This window comes from Pseudarthrobacter sp. H2, assembly GCF_050157045.1.
Lineage (GTDB): Bacteria > Actinomycetota > Actinomycetes > Actinomycetales > Micrococcaceae > Arthrobacter.
In genome coordinates this window covers 991546-1011881 of sequence record NZ_CP189594.1, presented here as the reverse complement: position 1 = coordinate 1011881, position 20336 = coordinate 991546, and the positions used below count along the sequence as shown (strand labels likewise).

General features: G+C 67.2%; 20 protein-coding genes and 1 pseudogene. 10 read left to right on the top strand and 11 right to left on the bottom strand.

Annotated features, from left to right (window positions below):
- Positions 1-62 precede the first annotated feature (62 nt).
- Positions 63-1916 (bottom strand): phosphoenolpyruvate carboxykinase (GTP), encoded by a 1854-nt coding sequence (locus ACQCSZ_RS04730; protein ID WP_427006925.1) that lies wholly within the window; start codon positions 1914-1916, stop codon positions 63-65.
- Between the two features lie 574 nt (positions 1917-2490).
- Here ACQCSZ_RS04730 and ACQCSZ_RS04725 point away from each other — a divergent pair.
- From ACQCSZ_RS04725 to ACQCSZ_RS04690, 8 genes are all read left to right on the top strand, one after another.
- The gene (locus ACQCSZ_RS04725) at positions 2491-2871 is read left to right on the top strand and encodes an ArsR/SmtB family transcription factor (RefSeq protein ID WP_427006924.1); all 381 of its coding nucleotides are present in this window, start codon (positions 2491-2493) and stop codon (positions 2869-2871) included.
- The gene (locus ACQCSZ_RS04720) at positions 2868-4607 is read left to right on the top strand and encodes a SulP family inorganic anion transporter (protein ID WP_427006923.1); all 1740 of its coding nucleotides are present in this window, start codon (positions 2868-2870) and stop codon (positions 4605-4607) included. Before ACQCSZ_RS04725 ends, ACQCSZ_RS04720 begins: the two co-directional genes overlap by 4 nt.
- A gap of 17 nt (positions 4608-4624) precedes the next feature.
- Positions 4625-4891, top strand: coding sequence for a hypothetical protein (locus tag ACQCSZ_RS04715; RefSeq protein WP_427006922.1), 267 nt, complete (start codon positions 4625-4627; stop codon positions 4889-4891).
- Entirely contained in the window at positions 4888-5622 is a 735-nt protein-coding gene (locus ACQCSZ_RS04710) for a class I SAM-dependent methyltransferase (RefSeq protein ID WP_427006921.1), read from the top strand. The genes ACQCSZ_RS04715 and ACQCSZ_RS04710 overlap by 4 nt, the downstream gene beginning before the upstream one ends.
- A complete protein-coding gene (gene ctaD / locus ACQCSZ_RS04705) occupies positions 5619-7358 on the top strand; it encodes a cytochrome c oxidase subunit I (RefSeq protein WP_427006920.1) in 1740 nt (579 codons plus the stop codon). The genes ACQCSZ_RS04710 and ctaD overlap by 4 nt, the downstream gene beginning before the upstream one ends.
- 48 nt (positions 7359-7406) lie before the next feature.
- Positions 7407-7658 carry a hypothetical protein gene (locus tag ACQCSZ_RS04700; RefSeq protein ID WP_427006919.1) on the top strand — a complete coding sequence of 84 codons (252 nt, stop codon included), beginning with the start codon at positions 7407-7409 and terminating at the stop codon, positions 7656-7658.
- A 105-nt stretch (positions 7659-7763) separates the two neighbouring features.
- On the top strand, positions 7764-8033 hold the full coding sequence (locus tag ACQCSZ_RS04695) for a hypothetical protein (RefSeq protein WP_427006918.1): 270 nt from the start codon (positions 7764-7766) through the stop codon (positions 8031-8033).
- Entirely contained in the window at positions 8009-8938 is a 930-nt protein-coding gene (locus tag ACQCSZ_RS04690; RefSeq protein WP_427006917.1) for a beta-ketoacyl-ACP synthase 3, read from the top strand. Before ACQCSZ_RS04695 ends, ACQCSZ_RS04690 begins: the two co-directional genes overlap by 25 nt.
- On the opposite strand, the gene ACQCSZ_RS04685 is transcribed toward ACQCSZ_RS04690, so the two are convergent.
- The 8 genes and pseudogenes from ACQCSZ_RS04685 to ACQCSZ_RS04650 form a co-directional block, all read right to left on the bottom strand.
- Positions 8871-9569, bottom strand: coding sequence for a sulfite exporter TauE/SafE family protein (locus tag ACQCSZ_RS04685; protein WP_427006916.1), 699 nt, complete (start codon positions 9567-9569; stop codon positions 8871-8873). The genes ACQCSZ_RS04690 and ACQCSZ_RS04685 overlap by 68 nt on opposite strands.
- A gap of 178 nt (positions 9570-9747) precedes the next feature.
- Positions 9748-9978, bottom strand: a complete 231-nt coding sequence (locus tag ACQCSZ_RS04680) for a hypothetical protein (RefSeq protein WP_427006915.1) — start codon at positions 9976-9978, stop codon at positions 9748-9750.
- Between the two features lie 61 nt (positions 9979-10039).
- Positions 10040-11386: pseudogene (gene nhaA, locus ACQCSZ_RS04675) on the bottom strand (Na+/H+ antiporter NhaA).
- Positions 11387-11637: 251 nt separating this feature from the next.
- Positions 11638-12378: an alpha/beta fold hydrolase gene (locus tag ACQCSZ_RS04670; protein ID WP_427006914.1), complete on the bottom strand. Its 741-nt coding sequence runs from the start codon at positions 12376-12378 to the stop codon at positions 11638-11640.
- A 166-nt stretch (positions 12379-12544) separates the two neighbouring features.
- On the bottom strand, positions 12545-12958 hold the full coding sequence (locus tag ACQCSZ_RS04665) for a VOC family protein (protein ID WP_427006913.1): 414 nt from the start codon (positions 12956-12958) through the stop codon (positions 12545-12547).
- Positions 12955-13239: an ArsR/SmtB family transcription factor gene (locus ACQCSZ_RS04660; protein ID WP_427006912.1), complete on the bottom strand. Its 285-nt coding sequence runs from the start codon at positions 13237-13239 to the stop codon at positions 12955-12957. The genes ACQCSZ_RS04665 and ACQCSZ_RS04660 overlap by 4 nt, the downstream gene beginning before the upstream one ends.
- 377 nt (positions 13240-13616) lie before the next feature.
- On the bottom strand, positions 13617-14417 hold the full coding sequence (locus tag ACQCSZ_RS04655) for an alpha/beta hydrolase (RefSeq protein ID WP_427006911.1): 801 nt from the start codon (positions 14415-14417) through the stop codon (positions 13617-13619).
- Positions 14418-14427: 10 nt separating this feature from the next.
- The gene (locus ACQCSZ_RS04650; protein ID WP_427006910.1) at positions 14428-14784 is read right to left on the bottom strand and encodes an ATP/GTP-binding protein; all 357 of its coding nucleotides are present in this window, start codon (positions 14782-14784) and stop codon (positions 14428-14430) included.
- 59 nt (positions 14785-14843) lie between these two features.
- Here ACQCSZ_RS04650 and nucS point away from each other — a divergent pair, with 59 nt between their 5' ends.
- Both nucS and ACQCSZ_RS04640 read left to right on the top strand, forming a co-directional pair.
- Positions 14844-15539: an endonuclease NucS gene (gene nucS / locus ACQCSZ_RS04645; protein ID WP_427006909.1), complete on the top strand. Its 696-nt coding sequence runs from the start codon at positions 14844-14846 to the stop codon at positions 15537-15539.
- 287 nt (positions 15540-15826) lie between these two features.
- Entirely contained in the window at positions 15827-16030 is a 204-nt protein-coding gene (locus tag ACQCSZ_RS04640) for a cold-shock protein (protein ID WP_427006908.1), read from the top strand.
- 238 nt (positions 16031-16268) lie between these two features.
- Here the strand turns inward: ACQCSZ_RS04640 and ACQCSZ_RS04635 are convergent, their stop codons facing one another.
- Positions 16269-18968 (bottom strand): bifunctional lysylphosphatidylglycerol flippase/synthetase MprF, encoded by a 2700-nt coding sequence (locus ACQCSZ_RS04635; protein WP_427006907.1) that lies wholly within the window; start codon positions 18966-18968, stop codon positions 16269-16271.
- A complete protein-coding gene (locus ACQCSZ_RS04630) occupies positions 18965-20332 on the bottom strand; it encodes an alpha/beta hydrolase (protein ID WP_427006906.1) in 1368 nt (455 codons plus the stop codon). Before ACQCSZ_RS04630 ends, ACQCSZ_RS04635 begins: the two co-directional genes overlap by 4 nt.
- Between the last annotated feature and the right edge of the window lie 4 nt (positions 20333-20336).

Sequence of the window (20336 nt, the reverse complement as noted above, 5' to 3'; positions counted from 1 at the left end):
GATGGCCCGCTGCGGAATCGGTTCGGCGCCGGCTCGGCGCTTCTGGTGCAGCCGCAACGGTGCTAGCGGGAGCTGATGCGCGGCCCGCGGCGGGCGAAGCGGTCTTTGAGCCCCCGGAGCTCCGCCGGCAGCTCCGGGGGCAGCGAGTCCCCGAACCGCGCATACCAGCGTTCGATGCTCTCAATTTCCTCGTCCCACTCCCCCGGGTCGACGGCCAACGCCGCCCGGAGCTGCCCGGGGGTGACAGCGAGACCTTCAATATCGATGCCGTCCAGTGCGGGGACGAAGCCGATGGGGGTGTCGATGGCAGTGGCTGTCCCCTCGAGGCGTTCGATGGCCCATTTCAGGACGCGGGAGTTGTCCCCGAATCCGGGCCAGAGGAAACTCCCGTCGGCGCCGCGGCGGAACCAGTTGACCAGGAAGATCCGGGGCAATCTGGCGGGATTGGCCGACCGGCCGGTCTCCAGCCAGTGTTTGAGGTAGTCCCCGGCGTCGTAGCCGATGAAGGGGAGCATGGCCATCGGATCGCGGCGGACGACGCCGACCTGACCGGCGGCTGCCGCTGTCGTCTCGGAAGACAGTGTTGATCCCATGAAGACACCACCCGTCCAGTCCCTGGACTCGGTAATCAGGGGGATGGTCGTTTTCCGGCGGCCGCCGAAGAAGATGGCCGACAGAGGGACCCCGTCGGGTTGGTAGTATTCCTCGGCCAGGATGGCGACCTGGCTGACGGGTGTACAGAACCGTGAGTTGGGATGCGCCGCGGGCCGGCCGGAGGCCGGGGTCCAGTCGTGGCCGGTCCAGTCGGTCAGGTGCTCCGGAATGTCCCGGGTCATCCCTTCCCACCAGACGCCGCCGTCATCGGTGAGGGCCACGTTGGTGAAGATGGTGTTGCCCTTGGCGATCGCGTCCATCGCGTTCGGATTGGTGTGCCATCCGGTGCCGGGTGCGACGCCGAAGAGGCCCGCCTCCGGGTTGGTGGCCCGCAGTTCCCCGTCCTTGCCCAACCGTATCCAGGCGATGTCATCCCCGAGGGTCTCGACCTTCCAGCCCTCCACCGTGGGGTTGAGCAGGGCGAGGTTGGTCTTGCCGCACGCGGAGGGGAACGCCGCGGAGATGTAGTAGGCCTTCTGTTCCGGGCTGGTGAGCTTGAGGATGAGCATGTGTTCGGCGAGCCAGCCCTCCTGGCGGGACATCGCGGAGGCGATGCGCAGGGAATAGCACTTCTTGCCCAGCAGCGCGTTGCCTCCGTATCCGGAGCCGTAGGACCAGATGGACTTTTCCTCCGGGAAGTGGACGATCCATTTCTCGTCATTGCAGGGCCAGCTGACGTCCTGTTGGCGTGCCTCCAGCGGTGCGCCGACGGAGTGCAGCACGGGGACAAATTCCGCGTCCAGTGCGATCATCCGGGCCAGGACGTCGCTGCCGGTGTGGGCCATGATGCGCATGGAGGCGACGACGTAGGCGCTGTCGGTGATCTCCACCCCGAATTTGGGGTCCTCGGCGTCGAGGTGGCCCATCACGAACGGAATCACGTACATGGTGCGTCCCCGCATGGCGCCACGGAAGAGTCCCTGTAGCTTCTCCTTCATCTGGGCCGGGTCCATCCAGTTGTTGGTGAAGCCGGCGTCACGAACATGTTCGGAGCAGATGTAGGTCTGTTCTTCGACCCGGGCGACATCCTTCGGGTCAGAGAAAGCGGCAAACGAGTTGGGAAACTTGTCCCCATCGAGCCGGACCAGGGTGCCGGCGGCAACCAGTCCGTCCGTGAGCATGCGGTATTCCGCATCTGATCCGTCGACCCAGTGGACGCTGTCGGGCCGGGTCAGGCCGGCAACTTCGCCGACCCATTCCGACAAGCGGGCCAGGGCGAACGGGGCGTTGTCCAGAACGTTGGACGGTGTCGTTTCGTGCACGGTTCTCTTCCTTCCCGCGCGCTGGCTGACGCCGGCGGGGATGATCTTCGAAGGGGTGGTGCCGTTCATCAGGGTGCAACGGCCGGAGGCTGGGATCCGGGAGCAGCCGCTGGTCCGTCCGGGACGGCCAGGTCTTCCCGTGATTTACTATTTGATGATTCCATCATTTTATATAATAGTTCATACTCACCCCTTCACCCGTCCGGGTCCACGCGGACCGGCCGCTTAAAGGGCCTCCCGTCAGCTTCGGGCCCCCTCCGGCCGGCGGCCTGCCAGGCATGCCCGCGAATCCAGTGACAGACCACCCAGGACCAGCTGGTCCGGTCTCTGGCTCAAACCGTCACGTCAAAGGCGGACGACAGGAAACCCTGAAGCCGTTGGCCAGGACGTGTAGCCATGGCGGTGGCGCCCCGATACGGCGAGGGCCTCCGGGCCATGGGCGACGGCCTGCCGAATCGTGCCCGAGGAAACCCAGGGCACGGCCGGGACGGACTCGTCCTCCCCCTGTTATATTGGATGATGGAACTATCAAATAGTCAAGCAAGTGCGTAGTGTGATCGGCAGGGAGGCAGGCATGGAAGAATTCTCGGATTTCCGGGCACCGTTGTATGAGGTGAAGGCGAACCTTTTCAAGGGCCTGGCGCATCCCGTCCGGATCCGGGTGCTGGAGCTCTTGTCTGAGGCTCCGGAGGTGTCGGTGACGGATCTTCTCGCCGCAACGGGCCTGGAGGCCTCGCATCTGTCCCAGCACCTGTCCGTGCTGCGCCGCTACCATCTGGTCCGGGGGGAGCGGCGGGCGCTGCAGATGTTCTATTCACTGGCGTACCCGCAGGTCGCCGACCTGCTGTCCGTGGCACGTCTGCTGCTTAACGACATGCTGCACACCACCCGCGAGCAGCTCGAACATTCAGCCGCCACGTCCCCTCTGGCTGCCGCGGCCGGCAGTTCACAATGAAGGCCCTGACCGCGGCCCGGGCCCTGCTGCCAGGCTGGAAGGACTATGCAGATCTGCCCCGCACCTGGAAAGGCGACCTCATCGCCGGGGTCACCGTGGGCATCGTCGCCCTCCCGCTGGCACTGGCCTTCGGGGTCAGCTCCGGCGCCGGAGCCGCAAGCGGGCTGATCACCGCCGTCATCGCCGGCATAGTCGCCGCCGTCTTCGGCGGTTCCAACATCCAGGTTTCCGGCCCGACCGGGGCGATGGTCGTCGTTCTGGGTCCCGTCATCGCCACGCATGGCGCCGGGGCCCTGGCCGCGGTGGCGGTCCTGGCCGGCGTCATCATCGTCGCTGCCGGTGTGCTCAAGCTCGGCCGCGTCGTGACCCTGCTGCCCTGGCCCGTGATCGAGGGCTTCACCCTCGGGATTGCCATGATCATTTTCCTCCAGCAGGTCCCGGCCGCCTTCGGCGTCAAAGCCGGCCCGAGCAGCAACGCCGCAGTCTCTGCCGTCCAGGGACTCGCAACGGCGTCCCCCGCCGCCCTCCTGGCCCCGGTGGCCCTGGTGGCACTGGTCGCGGTGATCATGATTGCCGCACCCCGGATCCACCCGCAGATCCCCGGTTCCCTCATCGCCATCGTCATCGCCAGCATCGCCGCCCAGGTACTGGACCTGCCCGTGGCCCGGATCGGCACCCTGCCCGACACCCTGCCAGCCCCGGTCATCCCCGCCCTGGACTGGAGCACGGTGACTGCCCTGGCCGGGCCGGCCGCGACCATCGCCGCCCTCGCGGCGATCGAGTCACTGCTCTCGGCCCGGGTCGCCGCGTCGATCTCCGATACCGGCCCCTACGATGCCGACCGTGAACTCCTGGGCCAGGGCCTTGCCTCTGTAGCGTCCGGGTTCTTCGGCGGCATGCCGGCCACCGGAGCCATCGCCCGCACCGCCGTGAACATCCGCTCAGGCGGCCGGACCCGGCTCGCCGCCATCACGCACGCCCTGGTGCTGCTGGGAGTGGTGTACCTGGCGACCGGCCCGGTCTCGCGGATCCCGCTCGCCGCCCTCGCCGGTGTCCTGATGGTCACCGCCACCCGCATGGTCTCCCTCCGCACCCTGCGCAGCGTCATCGGGTCAACCCGGGCCGACACGGTCGTTTTCTTCGTCACGGCCCTGATCACCGTGTCCTTCGACCTGATCGAGGCAGTGGCGATCGGCATCGCCGTCGCCTCCTTCTTCGCCCTGCGCACCCAGGTCAAGTCCAGCGGCGTGCACCGTGAAGAGATCCCCGGCCCTATTGAGGAAGGCGATGAGCACATCGCCGTCTTCCGGCTCGACGGGGCCCTGTTCTTCGCCGCCGCAGAACGCGTCCTGGACCGGGTCAGCGCAATCCGCAACGTCGACGTCGTCATCATCCGAATGTCCCAGCTCCAGGTCCTGGACGCGACCGGTGCCCGGGTCATCACCGACATCGTCAACGCCCTCGAACGCCGCGGCATCACCGTGCTGATCAAAGGCATCCAGGAACGCCACCTCGCCCTGGTCACCCGGGTCGGTGTGCTGGAATCCCTGCGCCACCACAAACACCTCTTCGATGATCTGCCGCCGGCCGTGGAACATGCCCGCAGCCACGTCGCCCGCGCCAGGGCCGCCCGCGCCGGCGAACATCCCGCACAGGACAAGGCACACGACGCCGGCGAGGACCCCGCCCCCGGCCGGGTCGCGGCAGGCACCCCCGGCACAACCACGGTCCGATGAATGATCAGGAGCATCCTTTGCCGCCAACAGCACCCTTAGAATCCCGGACCGAACGGGACCGCGTGCCGCACTACCTCCTGGGGTCCGGGCTCGCGGCCCTTCTTCTGTTCGACCTCCCGGCACTTTTCTCGGGGCCCACGAACCCGGCCTGGCTGGCCGCGGTGGTACTGACCGGCCCGACCGTCGGCATCCCCGCCGGGATCGCCGCGTTCCGGCGCCGCAACAACTCACGCGGCAGGCCCGCGGGAGCAGCCGCGCTGCGCCCGGTCAGGAGCCGGCCATGAGCGTGGACGGCATGCCGCTGCCTGCGTGGAAGCACTCCAGGCCCGGGACCGGTTACCCCGCGGACGCGGCAGCCTGGAACCGCTGGTACACCGAAAGCGACCGGAGCTGGGCGCCTGCAAGCTCATCGGTCCGCGACGCACTGAACGGTCTGGCACCTGGCCGGGCACTGGATCTGGGGGCCGGCGACGGACGCAACGCCGTATGGCTCGCCGGCCGCGGCTGGCACGTGACAGCCATGGACTTTTCCGCCGCAGCCCTGGATATCGGGCGCGAGCGTGCCTTCGCCGAAGGCGTCACGGCACTGATCGGCTGGTCAGTCGCCGACGTCACCACCTGCACCCCTGCCCCGGGGAGCCTGGACCTGGTCCTGGCCGCCTTCCTCCGCCTGCCCGGTACCGACTTCGAACACATCATCGCGCGCACCGCCCCGGCCCTGGCCCCCGGGGGGATCTTCCTGTATATCGGCCACGACCCGGCCGACCCGCGCGAGGGCACCGCCGGAACCCGGGACCCCGCCGTTCTGCACGACAGCACCGAAGTTGCCGTGTGGGCCCGGAAGTCCGGTCTGCAGGTTGAATCAGCCGAAACCCGGTCACGGCCCGTCCCCGGGGCCCGCCGCCCCGCGCTGGACTGCGTGGTCCTTGCCAGCAGCCCGGCCCGGGCTGCCCCGGTCCCGTCGTTCTCCGCACCTTTGTCCGCCAGGAACACCGATCGTAAGGTCCCGTCATGACCACGAGCACCACCCTGCCCGCTGCTGCCGCCGAAGTGGTTCCCCGGTCCAAGGGCCGCATTGTGGTCAGCTGGATCACGACCACCGACCACAAAACCATCGGGTTCATGTACCTGATCGCGTCCTTCACGTTCTTCTGCCTCGGAGGAGTCATGGCGCTGCTGATCCGCGCCGAGCTCTTCGAGCCCGGCATGCAGATCCTGCAGACCAAAGAGCAGTACAACCAGCTCTTCACCATGCACGGCACGGTGATGCTGCTGATGTTCGCGACCCCCTTGTTCGCCGGCTTCGCCAACGTCATGATGCCCCTGCAGATCGGCGCCCCCGACGTCGCGTTTCCCCGGCTGAACGCGCTGGCCTTCTGGTTCTTCCTCTTCGGCTCCCTCATCGCCATCTCCGGCTTCATCACCCCGCACGGCGCGGCGTCGTTCGGCTGGTTCGCGTACGCGCCGCTCTCCAACACGACCTTCACCCCCGGCATCGGCGGGGACCTGTGGGTGTTCGGCCTGGCCCTGTCCGGTTTCGGCACCATCCTGGGCGCGGTCAACTTCATCACCACGATCATCTGCATGCGCGCCCCGGGCATGACCATGTGGCGGATGCCGATCTTCACCTGGAACACCCTGATCACCGGCATCCTGATCCTGATGGCGTTCCCGCCGCTGGCCGCGGCCCTGTTCGCGCTCGGCGCCGACCGTAAATTCGGTGCCCACATCTTCGACCCCGAAAACGGCGGCCCGATCCTGTGGCAGCACCTGTTCTGGTTCTTCGGCCACCCGGAGGTGTACATCATCGCCCTGCCGTTCTTCGGCATCGTCTCGGAGATCTTCCCGGTCTTCAGCCGCAAACCCCTCTTCGGCTACAAGGGCATCGTCTACGCAACGATTTCCATCGGCGCCCTGTCGGTCACGGTGTGGGCCCACCACATGTACGTCACCGGCTCGGTCCTGCTGCCGTTCTTCGCCTTCATGACCATGCTCATCGCCGTCCCCACCGGCGTGAAGTTCTTCAACTGGATCGGCACCATGTGGGGCGGTTCCATCACCTTTGAAACGCCCATGCTCTGGAGCCTGGGCTTCCTGGCCACGTTCCTCTTCGGCGGCCTGACCGGCATCATCCTGGCCTCACCGCCGCTGAACTTCCACGTCTCGGACACCTACTTCGTGGTGGCACACTTCCACTACACCGTCTTCGGGACCGTGGTGTTCGCGATGTTCGCCGGTTTCTACTTCTGGTGGCCCAAGTGGACCGGCAAGATGCTCAACGAGCGCCTGGGCAAGATCCACTTCTGGATGCTGTTCCTGGGCTTCCACGGCACCTTCCTCATCCAGCACTGGCTCGGCGTCGAGGGCATGCCGCGCCGCTACGCGGACTACCTGCCGCAGGACAATTTCGCCTGGATGAACCAGTTCTCCACCTACTCCTCGTTCCTGCTGGGCGCTTCGATGATCCCGTTCTTCTGGAACGTCTACATCACCTGGCGCAGCCCGGAGCGGGTCGAAGTCGATGACCCGTGGGGCTTCGGCGGGTCCCTGGAGTGGGCCACGTCCTGCCCGCCGCCGCGCCACAACTTCACGTCCCTTCCCCGTATCCGCTCCGAACGCCCCGCCCTGGACCTCCACCACCCCGAACTGGCTCAGCTGACCCATGACACCACCCACAGCCCGGCAGCGGCGGCACTCGGGGCCGCCGGCATCGGAGGACGCGACGTGCGCTCCCCGGCCCCGCGCGACTGACCGGCCTCGCGACCGCCCCTGACCCGACCATAGACCCGGAGGACAGTCTTGGAAGCACACCTCACAGCCGTCCACGTCGCCGCCGGCGAAGTGGAACTGATCGAGATGCGGGCCGACCAGGCCCGCGCCGCCCTCGTCGAGGCCCTGTGCCGGGCCATGGCAGCCGGGGTCCCCCCGGCCACGGCGGCGGCCGCCGCCGGCATGGATGTCGCGGAACTCTTCGACGCCGTCCGCCGTCACGCCCCGGCCCTCGCCTCCGGCCCGCATGCAGCCGACAACAATGACATCCGCTGGCTCTGAGCGAGCCGCGAAGTGGGCCCGAACCAACTGCGGTCTCCACTCAAGCTGCCATAATCACCCGCCAGCAACAAATGCCTAACACACCACACCATCCAGGGAGACAGCATGTACCAGAGAACCCCTGAGCTCACGCACGGCCCGGGTGACCCGGCCGCAGGATCACGGGTCATCGGGACCGGGTCATTCCAGCCCGCCCGGGTGCTCACCAACGATGAACTGAGCCGGATCGTGGAGACCAGCGACGAGTGGATCCGGGATCGTGTCGGAATTCAAACGCGCAGGATCGCAGACACCGAAACCGTGGCGGACCTGGCCATCGGGGCGCAACCGAGGCGCTGCAAAGCGCCGGGATGGACGCGAACGAACTCGACCTGATCATCGTGGCCACCGTCACCGCCAAAGACCGCTCCCCCAGCACCGCAGGCAGGGTCTCCGCGAGCCTCGGAACCCGCGCACCAACCGTCTTCGACATCAACGTCGCCTGTTCAGGCTTCACCCATGCCATGGCCATCGCCGACCACGCCATCCGGGCGGGATCCGCCAAAACGGCCATGGTCATTGGCGCCGAAAAGCTCAGCGACTTCACCGACTGGTCCGACCGGAGCACCTGCGTGCTGGTCGGCGACGGTGCGGGCGCAGTCATCCTGGCGGCCACCGACGCCCTTGGGGTCAGCCCCGTCTGCTGGGGCTCAGTGCCCGCACTGGCGCACGCCGTCCGGATCGAGGAGCCCTCCCTGTGTTTCGAGCAGGAAGGCCTCTCCATCTACCGCTGGGCGATCACCCAGGCAGCGCAGCTCGCACGCCGGACCTGCGAAATGGCCGGCATCGCACCCGAAGACCTTGCCGGCTTTATCCCGCACCAGGCGAACCTGCGCATCATCGAACCCCTGGCCCGTCAGCTCGGCATACCCGGCGACATCACCGCCAGGGACATCGTCACCTCCGGGAACACTTCCTCGGCGAGCATCCCGATCGCTCTGGCGAAACTCGTCCGTTCCGGGAGTCTCCCGCCGGAGAGCCCTGTGCTGCTCTTCGGCTTCGGCGGAGGGTTCTCCTACGCAGGCCAGGTCATACGAACGCCGCAGATATCCGCGCCGAACCCCTGCCGCATTTCTGAGAACCCTGCGCCGCTGACGCACAGGATTTCCACCCTGCAGGAGGACCGCGGGTCCGCCACCTTCGTCGTGAGCCGCGGCCACCTGCAGCGCCGGATCAAGCGAATGCGGCAGAAGTCGTCGCGCTGCTCAAAGCCGCAAACACGGCGCTTGACCGGTTCCTGATATCTGCCCCTTGTCCCCGACGCAGGCAGTCAGGGACTGGACTCCCCAGCGGGCGGCCGACCATGCCGCTTCCCGGGAGAGCATGTCCACGTGGTCCGGCGCCCCGCCGGCGACTCCCATCAGGGCAGCCACGACCCCGATGATGACGCTGGCCGCGATTCCGCACACGGTTCGTGGGCCGGCGGGAATGTTGAGGGGGGTCAACGGTGAAGAAATGCGTGACGAACAGCAGCACCGCGATAAGAACGAGCAAGACCGCGATAACGCGATAGAGCGTTTTCGACTTGAGCCGGGTCGCCCAGTGGGCTCCGATCCAGGCGCCGATAAGGCTGCCGGCCAAGATGTTCAGGACAATGAACCAGTAGGGCGCGAGCTCTCCGAGGGGGACGCCGATAAGGCGGGCCGGCAGCGCCGTGATGACAACGACCAGGCTCATGGCTTTGTTCATGATGATGGCCTGCAATGCGGCGAAGCCGAAGACCCCGATGAGCAGGGGCAGCCGGAACTCCGCGCCGCCCAGCCCGATCATTCCGCCCAAGACACCGATGATGGCGCCTGCAAGGAAGACCAGAGCCAGGGATTCCTGTCGTGCCGGCCCTGGTGGCAACAGCGGCAGAGCGGTGCTGTTCATACCTGAAAATTATCAGCATCAGAGGGCCCGGGAAGATGACGCCCGGATGATCGGTGCTGACACTAGCCAGCGCGCACGGGACATCGGAACAGCCGGAGAAGTTCGGCCCTGGCCTCGACCTCGCCGCGAAGCCGCAGCACCGCGCCGGGGAAGAGCCCGCGTCAACGTTTAGCCGCCGCTACCCGCCGAGCCTCTGGATGAACTCATCCGCCTGGGCCAGGTTCCGGGCCATCTTGGCCCGCTGGTGGACGGCCTTCTCCAGGAATTCCGCCAACCGGCGGGCGGCCTCAGCGGCGCTGAGTCCGCCTGGTCCGGACGACAGCCCGGCAAAGACGGCGTCTGAACCCAGGGCGTGCCACGGCACGGGATTCGCGGCGGTGGTGTTTGTTGCGGTGAACTGAGAGGTCATGGCCCGTTCCTTGTAACTTCGTCGAACGACCATCCGAGGGGGATGGCAGTGATGGGAACGGTCAGGAGGAATTGCGGGGGTCGTAGACGTCGGGGATGCCGTTGTGGTCGGAGTCGATCGTCTCTGCTTCTTGGGCCTGCCGGTACTGCCGGTTCCTGGTCCGCAACACGGCGACGGCCAACAGCGCCGCCAGGACGGATGCTGCGAGGATCCCCACCTTCGCGTGGTCATCGTGCAGGCTTTCCGTTGCCGAAGCTCAGTTCTGCAACCAGCAGCGAGACAGTGAAGCCGATGCCTGCCAGGAGGGACACCCCGAACACGTCGATCCATTTGAAGGTGCTGTCCAGCCGGGCCTTCGTGACCTTGGTGAGGAGCCAGGTGGTTCCGAGTATGCCGGCCGGCTTTCCCAGGACCAGCGCCAGGATGATGCCGACGGCCACCGGGTCCGTCAGCGCCGAGACCAGGCCTTCCCAGCCGCCGACGGCCACGCCGGCGGAGAAGAACGCGAAGACCGGCACGGCCACGCCGGCGGAGATCGGGCGGAACCGGTGCTCGAAGACCTCGGCAAGGCCGGGCCCTGCCTCCGGGCCGCCGCTGGCCTGGGAGCGCAGAACCGGGACGGCGAATCCCAGCAGCACGCCGGCGACGGTGGCGTGGATGCCCGAGGCATGCACCAGCGCCCACACGACGGGCCCCAAGGGCAGCAGGATCAGCCACGCCGCCGAGGCGTTCATTTTGAAGAACCGCCGGTATTTCTGTGCCAGGAACGTGTAGAGGGCCAACGGGATCAGTGCCCACAGCAGGGGCCCGGCCTGGAGGTCGCTGGAGTAGAAGAAAGCGATGATGCTGATGGCGATGAGGTCATCCACCACAGCGAGAGTCAGGAGGAAGATGCGCAGGGCGCTGGGCAGGTGCGAGCCGATGATGGCCAGGACCGCGACGGCGAAGGCAATGTCGGTGGCGGTGGGGATGGCCCAACCGCGAAGCGTCTCGGGGCTGGTGATGTTGATCGCCGCGGTGATGAGTGCGGGAACAACACGCCGCCCACGGCGGCGGTGACGGGAACGATCGATTTATTGAGCTGCCGCCGGTCCCCGGCAACGAATTCCCTTTTGAGCTCCAGGCCCACGAGGAAGAAGAAAATGGCCAGCAGCCCGTCCGCTGCCCAGGCGCCGAGACTGAGCTCCAGATGCCATGGCTCGTAGCCGATCTTGAGGTCCCGCAGGGCGAAGTAACTCTCCGACGCAGGCGAGTTGGCCCAGATCAACGCGATGACGGCGGCCGCCACCAGGAGCACGCCGCCGACGGTTTCTTTGCGCAGGATTTCGCCGATGCGCAGTGATTCCGCGTAGCTGCCCCGTCCGAAGATGTTGAACCGCGGCGGGAGGGAGGGAAGTTTCTGGCCCATGAAAGAGTCCTAAAAGTTGAGTCGAAAAAAATACTGCCGACCAGACTTCCCGGCTCACCTCACTCCGGTCTACGGGGCGCCGATGCCCTGCACTGTGTCATGAGGGGGAATTAGTGAAGTGGCCCAGCAGCAGGCCAGCCAGCGCTGCCACTCCCATCACCGGAGATATTGCCAAGACCCCTGGATGAGGGTTGTTCGAAATCCGGCGCCGCCGAATCTGATGCTGGATCCGTGCATCTGACGGCATGGGCTCAGTTCGCGGGCGGATCGATAACCCCGGCCACCAGGGACACCACCTCGTCGAGGTGAGCCGGGATGGTCAGGTGGCCGACGCCGGAGAAGACCCGAACGTCGAGGTTCATGGTTCGGCGCACTGCCGGTGCCAGTCGATGGGGTGGCAGGAACCGGTCATGTTCTCCGACCCCGACGACACACGGCCGCTGGGCGCGACGTGCCAGTAGTTCGGTGGAAAGGAGCGGAGGGGCCAGCGTCGTGCGGCAACAGGTGGCCATGAGGGCCATCCACTCCACCTCGGTCTCGGGCGGGTCCGCTCCGGGGGCGACGAACAACCGGAGCATGCGGCGGGTGTTTTCGGCTGTGGGACGCAACAGCCAAACGGCCGAAGCCAGCGCCAGTTTCGGGTCCACGCTGAGACGGATGAAGCCGGCGGGTGAGACCATCGCCCGCGCCGCGATTCGGGGCGAGTTGGCGGCCAGGGCCACGGCGGCACCCAGTGAATTGCCCACCAACACAACCCCGTCGGCATCCATGGCCGCCAGAATCCCATCCAGCGCCCGGCCGTACCAGGCCAGCAGGGCCCGGCGGGGCCGACGCGGATCGCTGAGTCCGGGCTGACCCGGCAGATCCACCACTGTCGTCGCCCAGTGGACCGACAGCGCTTGCAGCCACGGCAAAGCCACCGCAGCGTTAAAGCCGGTCCCGGGCACCATGATGACCCTGGGCCGTCCGGTTCCGGCGGAGGTGAGTTCCACTCGCCCGGCGCTGGTGTCCAACGTCGCGCTGGTGAGTGGGAAGTCCGCCCGCGCCAAGGCTTCCGAACACCATTGCCGCACCGCGCGTTGACCGCGAGGGTTCTTTTATACGGTCGTCTGCGAGACCAGCAAAGCAGTGTGCTGAGGCAGTCCGCCCCTCCATCCCTCAACGGGCGTCGGCGTGGTCCTCGTCCCGCTTCATTTCGATGAGCTGAATGAGGTTGCCGCACGTGTCATCAAAGACGGCCACGACAGCGGTGCCGATGTCAGTCGGCGGCTGCGTGAACACCACGCCCTTGCTGGTCAGCCTGGCGTGCTCGGCCTCAATGTCCCCGACAGCGAATTGAGCGAGTGGGATGCCGTCTTCGACAAGAGCATCCCGATACGGCTTTACTGCAGGGTGGCCCGACGGTTCCAGCAACAGTTCCGGACCGTCAGGCGATTCGGGTGATACAACGGTGAGCCAGAAGTCATCGACGAGGGGGATGTCATGGCGCTTCGTGAAACCGAGCACGTCTGTGTAGAAGGCGAGGGCCGCTCGCTGGTCGTCGACGAACAGGCTCGTCAGGGCAATTTTCATTGTTCGGTCCTCTTTCTGGTGGGCCATCGTACGGTGACCTCGGCGAGTGGCTCGGGGTTGAAGTAGTGGAACTTGGACCGTCCGCGCCGCTCCGTCACGACGAGGCCAGCCGACTCGAGCACGCCGAGGTGCTGCGAGATCGCCTGACGCGTAAGGCTGAGGCCATGCCGCATCGTGAGCACGGAACAGATCTCGAACAGGGTCTGACCGTCGCGCACTGACAGTTCGTCAAGGACGAGGCGCCTCGTCTCATCGTCGAGAGCGCGGAACACATCAACCATGAATACACTATAGGCAAGTGGCAGATTGCATATCAAGGCAAGGGCCCGTTCCTCAAACGGGACGGCGGCAGCGCCAGCCAACGCTGCGATTTAACTGCCAGATAGCTCTGCGATCCACACTTTCGCGGCTCCCCAACGATGCCTGGGAGTGTCTTGCGAACGATCGTTACCGAACGCCACAAAACTCTTAGCGTCGGATATTCGACGAATTCACAAGCCAGCCCGTCTAGATCGTCTAGATCCTTGAAATCGCCGCCGGGGATGGCCTTGCGCTACAGCGCCTGCGGTTTTTACCTCCCCTGCCCGCGTGGCCCTGAACCAGCGACGAAGACCACTAGCCGGCCCCCGATCGGAAAATTCTGTCCGGGTGCCGGGGCTCAGCCGTTCGCGGTGGCGACCGGCCCGTCCCATTCCTGCGGCAGGGCGGCCCCGCCGGTTCCCCCCGGGATGACCTCGGCCACGATCTCGTTGAGCACGCGGGAGGCGTACTTCTCCCCCACCCAGAGGTGCTTCGCGCCGTCGACCCCCACCACGAGGGCCTGGGGCACCGCGGCGAACCGCTCCGCTGCCGCCGCGGGCTGGAGGTAGTCGTCGTGCTCGGGGACCAGCACCTTCAGGGGCTTGCCCGACGCCGCCCATTCCTTGAGGTGCACGTCGGTGGCGCGGTGCAGCGGGGGCGAGAGCAGGATGGCCCCCCGGACCTCCGGCGCCACCGGCCCGGACGCCCCGTACATCAGCGCCAGTTCGGTGCCGAAGGACCAGCCCACGAGCCAGCGGTTCGGCAGGCCCCGCTCCACGGCAAACCGGACGGCGGCCTCGACGTCGAGGCGTTCGCCCACGCCCCCTTCGAAGGCCCCGCCGCTGGTGCCCCGGGGCGAGGCCGTCCCCCGGGTGTTGAACCGGAGCACGGCCACTCCGGCCAGGGCCGGCAGGCGGTAGGAGGCCTTGCGGAAGACGTGGGAATCCATGAAGCCGCCGTGGGTGGGCAGCGGGTGGAGCGTGATGATGGTCGCCTTGATGTCGCCGGACTCCGGGACAGCGAGCTCGCCCACGAGCACATGGCCGTCCTCGGTGCGCAACTCCAGGTTCTCCCGGCGGGCCGGAAGAACCGTGGAGGCACGGATCGCCGTGGGCGCAGACGGCTGGCTGAAAACGTACGACGCGGGGTCAAAAGTCATGCTGTCCAGCTTAGCGATACCGGTAGCTGCGCGAGGTCCAGCAGTTGGAATGCCAGTGCCGGCGCTCCGCAAGGCCGGCGGCCGCACCGAAGAGATGGTCCTCGGACCAGACGACGAGGTGCGCCACCCCGGGAAGCACCGCCGTCGAACAGCCGGGGCAGATGTAGGTTTTTTCCGCCCTGCTCGCGGTGATGGAGCGGACCATCCATTCGCCGTCCGGCGCGCTCTCACTGCGGGCCACGCCGGTGCGGGCCCGTTCAAGGTCCAGCTCCGGCACGGGACCGCCGTGCTTCCCCGTGCCGGAGCCCGCCTTCCCGGCGACCGCCTTCCCGGAGGCTGCGCGGCGGGGTCGGTTGGAACGGGGCATGCTTCCATTCTGCACCAGTCCGGATGCCCGCGGTCACGCCAGACGGTAGTGTAGACCGGGTGCGTTTAGTCATAGCCCGTTGCTCCGTTGATTATGTCGGCCGGCTCAAGGCCCATCTCCCGCTGGCCACCCGGCTCCTGCTGGTCAAGGCCGACGGCTCCGTCCTGGTCCATTCGGACGGCGGATCCTACAAGCCCCTGAACTGGATGAGCCCGCCGGCTTCGCTGCGCGTCTCCACCCCCGACGAGGCCGACGTCGAGCTCGGCGTGGTCGAACAGTGGACCGTCCAGTCCGCCAAGACCGATGACCGGCTCATCATCAGCATCCACGAGCAGCTGCACGACACCTCCCACGAACTCGGTGTGGACCCCGGCCTGATCAAGGACGGTGTGGAGGCGGATCTGCAGCGGCTGCTGGCCGAACAGATCGAGCTCCTCGGCAGCGGGTTCTCGCTGGTCCGTCGCGAATACTTCACCGCGATCGGCCCGGTGGACATCCTGGCCAGGGATGCCAACGGCGCCACCGTCGCCATCGAACTCAAGCGCCGCGGCGACATCGACGGCGTCGAACAGCTCACCCGGTACCTGGAACTGCTGAACCGTGACCCGCTGCTCGCGCCGGTGCGCGGGATCTTCGCCGCCCAGCAGATCAAGCCGCAGGCCAAGGTCCTGGCGAACGACCGCGGCATCGACTGCATCACGCTCGACTATGACGCCATGCGCGGCGTCGACGACGTCGGCTCCAGGCTTTTCTAAGGGCATTTCCGCTGCTTTCCCGGGCGCCGCACACGTTCATCCGTGCCGTGCACAAAATTTATGGAATTGTTCGCCGTGGCCGTTGACCGGACGCAATTGTCATGAAATTCTTATACGAGTCTTTGTGTAGGTGTTTTTTCATGCTCGCAAGACATGTTGCGAACGTGAAGCTCCTGCCGCTGGAATCCGGTTGATCCGGTCCGAAGGCCAGGGTTCTTCTCGCAGAGTGACCAAGGCCGGCACGAAGGGTGCCAGCCTTAAACAAGATCCACAATGAGGAGAAATACATGGCACAGGGAACCGTCAAGTGGTTCAACGCTGAAAAGGGCTTCGGCTTCATCACCCCGGATGACTCCGACGGCGATGTCTTCGTTCACTACTCCGAGATCCAGACCGGTGGCTTCAAGACCCTCGACGAGAACGCGCGCGTTCAGTTCGAGATCGGCCAGGGCTCCAAGGGCCCGCAGGCAACCGGCGTAACGCTGGTCTAGTCTCCCGCGGGCGGGGTTGCCTCAGGGCAGTCTCCGCGAATAAATGATCCCCGGCACTGGTGCCGGGGATCATTTATGTTTCCTGCTATGTGGAATAATCCGCCTTGCCGGCCGGCCGCCTCCATTGTTGGCCGCCTCCATTGATTGCCGGCTGCATTGCCCGGCTGCATTGTTGTCCGGAAACGCTTTTCGGCCGGACGCGTTTTCCGCCGCCAGCCAACGGCCGGGGATAAAGCAATTAGCGCACGAGTGTCCTGAGCAGGCGTGCGCTCTGCCGGACCGAAAGCCCGGGGAGGTACGCCCGGCTCAGGGCCCGGCCCATGGCGGGAAGCTGCAGCGGGTCCTGGTAGTACAGGTACAGCGTGCGGTACTCGGGCTTGAACCGGGACTTAAACGTGGCAAGGGAACGGAAGCCGTACACAGGTTCCAGCGCGTGGCCCACGACGTCGAGGATTCCGGCCAGCCCCTCCGGCCCGGTATTGTCCCGGGCGTCCCAACCCTCCGGCCCGGTATTGTCCCCGCCCGGAGGATCCGGGCGGCCTTCCGGTGCCTCAGCTGCCGGGGCAGCGCCTTCGGGCCCAGCCGCAGCTGCTGCGGGCGTGGCAACGGCAACGGCAACGGCTGGTGCAGCGGCAGCGGGCGGCGACGCTTTCGCCAGCGGCGAGCCGGAGAGGGAAATGACCTCCACCGAACTCTTCAGCTCCTGCACCGCCGAGGCGATCAGGAATTCCATCACCCCGGGGAAGGCATCGCCCCGCCTGCGCATGAAGTCCAGGGTCCAGCACACCACCCGGCCGCCTTCATGGACGGGCAGCCAGCTGGTGACGCCCTGCACGAGCCCCTCGGCGTCCACCGCCAGGCAGCAGAGCACGTCGTCGTCGTCGAGTTCGTCGATTCCGCCGAGCGTGAAGCCCATTTCGGGGACCGGCTTCTGGGCCGCCCATTCTTCTGAAACCTCGCTGAGCTGGGTGCGCAGGGACGGCGAAAAGCCGCTGTAGCGCCCCCAGACCGCCCGCACGCCGGTCTTGGCCGCGCGGTTCAGGGCAGTGCGGACGTTTTGCCATTCCTTGCCCTTGAACTCGATCCCGCGGACCGCGAGCCTGGTTTCCTGGGCCACAGCCACCCGCTGGAAGCCGCGGGCATTCAGCATCGGCCACAGCTCGTCCGTGCAGGAATAAAAGCAAGGGATGAGCGCATGCCGGGCACAGTCCGTGATGAATTCCGCCGCTGTTTCCTCATGGAGGGCCGACGGGCCGAACGGGCCGGCCAGGGTCAATGCGACATTGCCATGCTGCTGGTAGGCCACTCCCCCGCGCCGGTCCGGCGTGAACCAGTACTTGTTGGGCTCCCAGAGAGCCATCCAGGACAGAGAGTCCCCGCCCTGCCGGATCAGCCCACGGGCAATGTCCCGGTCGCCCGATCCGGCGTCCGTCCGGTGCAGCCGGCGCAGCAGGACGAGCCACACCGCGGCCAGGGCGACAGCCCAGAAGACAATGCCGGAGTAGGCGAAAAGGAAGGCCTCGACGGCGTTGCGGTTCTGGAAGATGCGGGCGTAGCCGCCGGGGATCGGCACCGGCAGGTACTGGCGGGCCAGCTCGGCCGCGAGGCCCAGCAGGCCGCCGTCGCGGTCCATTCCGCCGGAGGCAAACCAGGCCGCGGCGTAGCCTCCGGCGAGCACCAGCCAGGTGCCGCCGACAACTGCGCCCAGGATCTGCCGTGCCCGCGGAGCCGTCTCGACGCGGAACTGCCGCCGGTTGGCCAGGAGCAGCACCACCAGGAGCAGCGGGACGGCCACGAGGGGCAGGATGTGGACGAACCCGGAACCCATGACGGCCGTGTGCGCCCTGTTGGGGTAATGCGGGATGCGGGCGAAGAGCGCGAGGTACACGGCAGCCAGGGCCGTCACGGCGAGCTGGACGATGATGGCGATCCGCAGGGCAAGCCGGCGGCCATGCCGCATGCCGTCCGCGCAGATGAGCAGCAAGACGACCGGGACCACCGAGAGCGCGAGGCCCAGCGGGCCGGCGAAACCCGGCCGCCCGACCTCCAGGCAGCTGACATCGACGGTGCCGCCGCAGTTCTGCTCGAGCTGGCTCAGCGTCGGCAACGGGTTCAGGACGACGTCGCGCAGCAGGGCGAGCGGTCCGGTCGGGGCGCTGACCGCGGCTGTCAGGATCGGGCCCACGGCGAAGATGGCAACCGTCAGGGCCAGCAGGTTCCGGGTTTCACGGCCGGTCGAGCGGTGGCGGTGGAGTGTTCCCGTCCCACCCTGGATCCACCAGCCCGCCGCCTGCCCGGCCAGGGCCCCGGTGAGGCCGACGACGGTCTCCGCGTGCCCGACGTACAGCACCAGCAGCAGCGCGGCGGACAGCACCGCGGTCCGCAGCCGCCGCTGCCAGAGCGTCGGCAGGTACCCGCTGGCCGCCAGTGTGACGGCGAGGATCGCGGCGTAGGGGCCGATCAGGCTGGCGTCCGCCATCAGGCCGAGCCAGCCGTCACCGGCATAGCGGGACAGCTGGGTGAGCAGCAGGAACAGTGTCACGGCGGCAAACTGGCCGGCGAAGTAGAAAAACGCCGTGCGCACCGTGCCCAGCTGCCGCTCCGCGAGGCCCAGCAGCAGCAGCATCATCAGCGCGGCTGCGAGGTAGGCCAGCGGATTGGTCACGAAGAACAGCGACGTGAACAGGGACCACCAGTGGCCTGCCTTCAGGCCCGGAGCGCTGACGGAGGCCACATCCAGCAGCGATTCCGGCGGTCCGGCCAGGAAACTGCCGGTGGCTGCGCCCGTTGCCAGGAAGACGCCCAGCACGGCCAGCGTGAACGGCACGGCACGGAAGTGCCCCAGCGTCCGGCGCACACTCTGCCGCCAGACGCCCAGCAGCGACCCCCCGCCGTTCCCCCGCTGTCCGCCGTTCCCTGGCTGTCCGCCCGATGTCATGGTTCGATCCCCCAGCGCCGGGCGAGGAAGTCCAGGCCGCCGGGCAGGCCCTTGGACGCCGTCTCCCAGGAGTGCCCGGCGTTGGGGATCCGGCGGGACTCCACGGCGAAACCTGCCTTGCGTGCCGCCGCTGACAACAGGTCCATGTAGCCGATGAACTCGGGGTCCCGCTCACCGGCGCCGAAGTAGATGGCGCTCCCCTCGAAGCTGTGCTCCTTCAGGACCTGCAGCGGGGTCTGCCGTTCGAAGGCCGCCGTGTCTCCTCCGAAGGCTGCCTGGATGGTCTTGTCGCGTTCCTTGGCGAGGGCGGGTTCCTTCTCGCTGGAGAAAGCCAGCGCGGCGTTGTAGACCTCCGGATGCCGGGTCACCAGCTGCATGGCACAGGTGGCGCCGTAGGAGAAGCCTCCGACGGCCCACTGCCGGGGGTCCGGATCGACGTCGAGCGTCTTGTTGATCCATTCCGGCACGTCCCGGGCGAGGAAAGTGTCCGCCTGGGCTATCCGGCTGTCCATGCACAGGGTGTTGCCGCCGGCGGAACCGTTCGGGTCGACGACGACGACCACCGGGGCGACGCCGGCGTGCGCCGCGGCGAAGCGGTCCAGGCGGCTCCGGAGGGCGCCTCCGGCGAGCCAGTCGGCCGGTCCTCCGGGCTGGCCGGAGAACAGGACCAGGACGGGAAGCGCCGGGCGCGGCGAGACCTGGTAGGCAGGCGGAAGGTAGAGGTACGCCTCGCGGCTGTGGAACCCGGAACTCGTGCCGGGGATCTCTGCCCTTCGCAGTTCGCCTTCCGGCAGCTGCGCCGGAGCCCGCCATCGGGCGAGGCCGACGGCGGCAGTGGCTCCCGCGGGGCGCATCAGGCCGGCTTCGAGCGGCTGGATCCGCGCCACGGCGGTGCCGGCCAGGTCGCTGACCGTCTGGTTCAGCCCGAAATAGACGTTGATCTGCACCGCTGAGAGCGCGACGACGCCCAGCAGGGCGCCCGTGGCTGCTGCGGTCGAGCGCACGCGGTGCAGGGCCGGCCGGGGAGGTTGGGGGATGCTCGCAAGGAAGGGTTTCCGTCCCCAGATTCCGTGCAGCCGCAGGAGCCACAGCAGCAGGGCCGCGACGGCCGGAACAGACCAGACGAGGGTCTCCCAGGGAAGTTCCTCGGGGAAGACCGAGAGCACATAGATCAGCAGCAGGTGGATCCCTGCCACGAGGGCCGCCGAGAGCAGGAGCACGGCGGACAGCACCACGGCGGACGCGCTGAGGGAATGGCGCCGCCCGCTCCGCCAGAGCAGATAGGCCATGCCGGCCACGCCGGCACCCCAGGCAATCCACAGCACCGGGCCGTCGACCAGCCGGATGTCCTCGACGAAGTCCACCGGG

Bases quoted from the DNA above. Each gene is read 5' to 3' on its own strand.
- ACQCSZ_RS04725 (WP_427006924.1), top strand. From the start codon at position 2,491: ATGGAAGAATTCTCGGATTTCCGGGCACCGTTGTATGAGGTGAAGGCG.
- ACQCSZ_RS04720 (WP_427006923.1), top strand. From the start codon at position 2,868: ATGAAGGCCCTGACCGCGGCCCGGGCCCTGCTGCCAGGCTGGAAGGAC.
- ACQCSZ_RS04710 (WP_427006921.1), top strand. From the start codon at position 4,888: ATGAGCGTGGACGGCATGCCGCTGCCTGCGTGGAAGCACTCCAGGCCC.
- ctaD (WP_427006920.1), top strand. From the start codon at position 5,619: ATGACCACGAGCACCACCCTGCCCGCTGCTGCCGCCGAAGTGGTTCCC.
- ACQCSZ_RS04695 (WP_427006918.1), top strand. From the start codon at position 7,764: ATGTACCAGAGAACCCCTGAGCTCACGCACGGCCCGGGTGACCCGGCC.
- ACQCSZ_RS04690 (WP_427006917.1), top strand. From the start codon at position 8,009: ATGGACGCGAACGAACTCGACCTGATCATCGTGGCCACCGTCACCGCC.
- ACQCSZ_RS04685 (WP_427006916.1), bottom strand. From the start codon at position 9,569: ATGAACAGCACCGCTCTGCCGCTGTTGCCACCAGGGCCGGCACGACAG.
- ACQCSZ_RS04680 (WP_427006915.1), bottom strand. From the start codon at position 9,978: ATGACCTCTCAGTTCACCGCAACAAACACCACCGCCGCGAATCCCGTG.
- ACQCSZ_RS04665 (WP_427006913.1), bottom strand. From the start codon at position 12,958: ATGAAAATTGCCCTGACGAGCCTGTTCGTCGACGACCAGCGAGCGGCC.
- ACQCSZ_RS04660 (WP_427006912.1), bottom strand. From the start codon at position 13,239: ATGGTTGATGTGTTCCGCGCTCTCGACGATGAGACGAGGCGCCTCGTC.
- ACQCSZ_RS04655 (WP_427006911.1), bottom strand. From the start codon at position 14,417: ATGACTTTTGACCCCGCGTCGTACGTTTTCAGCCAGCCGTCTGCGCCC.
- ACQCSZ_RS04650 (WP_427006910.1), bottom strand. From the start codon at position 14,784: ATGCCCCGTTCCAACCGACCCCGCCGCGCAGCCTCCGGGAAGGCGGTC.
- ACQCSZ_RS04640 (WP_427006908.1), top strand. From the start codon at position 15,827: ATGGCACAGGGAACCGTCAAGTGGTTCAACGCTGAAAAGGGCTTCGGC.
- ACQCSZ_RS04635 (WP_427006907.1), bottom strand. From the start codon at position 18,968: ATGACATCGGGCGGACAGCCAGGGAACGGCGGACAGCGGGGGAACGGC.